The organism is Bacillus cereus group sp. BfR-BA-01382, from assembly GCF_022663475.1.
GTDB lineage: Bacteria > Bacillota > Bacilli > Bacillales > Bacillaceae_G > Bacillus_A > Bacillus_A thuringiensis_S.
In genome coordinates this window covers 1-3,118 of record NZ_JAKUFQ010000203.1, presented here as the reverse complement: position 1 = coordinate 3,118, position 3,118 = coordinate 1, and the positions used below count along the sequence as shown (strand labels likewise).

Genomic DNA, 3,118 nt, shown 5'->3' with positions numbered 1-3,118 from the left:
TAATGGAAAGTGGATTTGATGGTATTTTCTTACTTGCATCGAACCCAGTTGATATTATTACATATCAAGTTTGGAAATTATCTGGATTACCTAGAAATCGCGTAATCGGTACTGGTACATCACTAGATTCTTCTCGCTTAAGAACAATTTTATCTGAAATGCTACATGTAGACCCTCGTAGTATTCATGGGTATTCATTAGGAGAACATGGTGATTCTCAAATGGTTGCTTGGTCTCACGTAACTGTTGGTGGAAAGCCAATTCTGCAAATTTTAGAAGAACAAAAAGAACGATTTGGTGAAATAGATTTAGATGAAATCGTTGAGAAGACTGCAAAAGCCGGATGGGAAATTTATAAACGTAAAGGAACTACTTATTACGGAATCGGAAATTCTCTAGCATATATTGCAAGCTCAATCTTTAATGATGATCACCGTGTCATTGCTGTATCAGCCATTTTAGATGGTGAGTATGGTGAATATGATATTTGTACAGGAGTACCAGCTATTATTACTAGAGACGGTATAAGAGAAGTTGTAGAACTCAATTTAACAGAGGATGAAGAATCTCGATTCGCAAAATCAAACGATATTTTACGTGATTATATGAAAACAATTGGTTACTAACTTATAGAAGAAGGTGAAACAAATGAAGGAATATATAATGTCTCGTGTATTTAAAGCATCTGCTGGAATCGCACAAGGTATTTTCGTATCCCTCGGAATTGGTTTACTGATCGAAAATATAGGAAGAATTGTTGATATACCATTACTTATTACAATCGGAGTTGTTGCAAAATCACTTATGGCACCAGCAATTGGTGCCGGAATTGCTTTTATGCTCGGTGCAAATGGCCTTGTAATCTTCTCGGCTATGGTGGCTGGAGCAATTGGTGCCGGATCCATTTCAATTACTGAAGCAGGTCTAATTATTAAAACAGGTGAGCCAATCGGTGCTTTATTAACAGCAACTTTAGCTGTATATATTGGTAAACGTTTAAGCGGAAAAACTGCGTTAGATATGATGCTCGTTCCATTTGCGGCAATATTAGGTTCTGGTTTAGTAGGTATTTGGTTATCTCATAATATTACTCCTGTTTTAAATACAGTTGGAGCATTTATTAAAGATAGCTCAGCTGGTAGCCCGTTTATCGCTTCTATCGTCATTGCAGTAGTTTGGGGATTATTACTTATCTCTCCAGCTTCATCAGCTGCGTTAGCGATCGCACTTAGCTTAGACGGTGTTGCAGGTGGTGCTGCTCTTGCAGGCTGCGTTGCTCAGTTTATCGGATTCTCTGTTATCTCAGCGAAAGAAAACAATTTAGGTGGCATATTAGCTCAAGCACTTTGTACTCCGAAAGTACAGTTACCAAATATCACTAAAAATCCAATGATTCTCGTCCCAACTGTCGTCGCCAGTGCTATAGTTGGTCCAGTATCCGCATTAATTTTCCAACTGGAAGCAGGAAAGGAAATTGCAGGTCTTGGATTAAGTTCTCTTATCGCACCAATTAATTTAATTTCTAGCGAAGGATGGGAAGTTGTCCCAGCGATGGTAATCACTTATATCATCATTCCAGTAGCTGTTTCTTATATACTTTACATTGCTCTTAAAAAAGCAGGTCGTATTCACTCTGGTGATATGACTGTACCGCAATCTTAAATTGAAAATCTCCTTAATAATAGATAAAAGCAGACTGAGCCACAGTCTGCTTTTTTATGTTACATTTTATGATTTTGTTTTACTGGAACTTTTATTGGTTCTTTTGCTAATAAGAGCTGAACGCCGAAGTATAGTATGCTTGCAAGTGTCATTCCAGAAACGGCATCTAAAAAGGCATGCTGCTTCGTAAATAGCGTTGATAAAATAATAAGTGTACCGAAGAAAGTAAGGATGTAATATTCAAAAGCATGTTGTTCTCTACGCTTAAAGGCAGCTAACATAATTACAAATGTAGTAAGAACGTGAATGCTAGGGAAACAGTTTACCGGTTGATCGATACTATAAATATAGCGAACTAGTTCAGAAAATACATCTGTTCCAACGACAGTCGGACGCGGTACAGTTGTTTGCCAAAAATAATAAATAGAAAAACAAGCAAGCTTTCCAAAAATAACACTACTTAAAGTGACATAATATTGCTTTCGGTCAGCGAAGCAGTAATAAATAAGTGCGCCGTATAAGTATGGAAACCAAAGTAAATAAGGAATAATAAATGCTTTTACAAATGGAATCCAATCATCTACTACAGTTGTAACGTCTACTGCGTGAACAGTCGATTTATTTAATACGTCGTAAAGGGGACTTACGAGTACGAGTAGAAGTATATAACTTAACGGAAGAAAAGATGAAAGTTTAAATTTCTTCATGTTGATCTCCTATGTTTAGTAATGTAAGTAAATTCAATTGATTATAATATAGAAACGTGAATTGGGCTATCGATTTTACTTACATTTTCTTGAATTAACCTTACGTTTTTGTCACTTGACTAAAAAGAAGGGGGAGGGTGCTAAATGAAGCGTTTATCGTATTTCTTATTTTTTATATTGATATGCCTAGTCGGTGCTGGGTGTGCAAAGGATAAAGAAGGAGAGAAATTAGAATATAACGGAAGAGCACTCGTAATTGGAGTTGTTGGAGAAAAGCCGAAAGATACGTTTAGGAATGTAAAGTTTGAGGAAATGAAGTTAGAGGCACTGGAAAAGAAATCTAAGGAAGTGGATGGTTTTCTAATAATGAAAGATCACTTTCAAGAAGCCTCAACAGAGCAGTATAAAAATGTATTTTCATCGCTAAAGAAACCAGTATTTTTTATCGGTTTACAAGATAAATTATATTCAATTTTTATTACAAAAGGGATAGAGTATAACAGTGCACGAAAAGATGTAAATGCGATGTATACGCAAGGTTTTGCGAATATCGGAAGTGGTGAAGGGCAACAATGGGCAATTGGTTTATCAAATGGTGGAAACACAGAAGAAAGTATTCATAATATGTATATCGTAGTATTTCAAACAATTGCAGATTATTTGAATAGATGATGAAGGAGCCTGCAAAAGAGGCTTCTTATTTTTTTAAATAAACGTTTGTTTAAGCTGTATGTTCGGTAGGAAGAAAC

The 3,118-nt window shown here is 36.0% G+C and carries 4 protein-coding genes; 3 read left to right on the top strand and 1 reads right to left on the bottom strand.

Features of this window, described 5'->3' with window-relative positions; genetic code table 11:
- Both MR160_RS33215 and MR160_RS33210 read left to right on the top strand, forming a co-directional pair.
- Positions 1-626 (top strand): L-lactate dehydrogenase (locus MR160_RS33215; protein ID WP_242299174.1); only part of this gene is annotated, 626 nt, incomplete at its 5' end.
- 22 nt (positions 627-648) lie between these two features.
- Entirely contained in the window at positions 649-1,662 is a 1,014-nt protein-coding gene (locus MR160_RS33210) for a PTS sugar transporter subunit IIC (protein ID WP_000666176.1), read from the top strand.
- A gap of 59 nt (positions 1,663-1,721) precedes the next feature.
- Here MR160_RS33210 and MR160_RS33205 read toward each other — a convergent pair whose 3' ends face one another.
- Positions 1,722-2,369, bottom strand: a complete 648-nt coding sequence (locus MR160_RS33205; RefSeq protein ID WP_000713769.1) for a phosphatase PAP2 family protein — start codon at positions 2,367-2,369, stop codon at positions 1,722-1,724.
- 144 nt (positions 2,370-2,513) lie between these two features.
- Here MR160_RS33205 and MR160_RS33200 point away from each other — a divergent pair, with 144 nt between their 5' ends.
- The gene (locus tag MR160_RS33200) at positions 2,514-3,041 is read left to right on the top strand and encodes a hypothetical protein (protein ID WP_000826875.1); all 528 of its coding nucleotides are present in this window, start codon (positions 2,514-2,516) and stop codon (positions 3,039-3,041) included.
- The last annotated feature ends 77 nt before the right edge of the window (positions 3,042-3,118 follow it).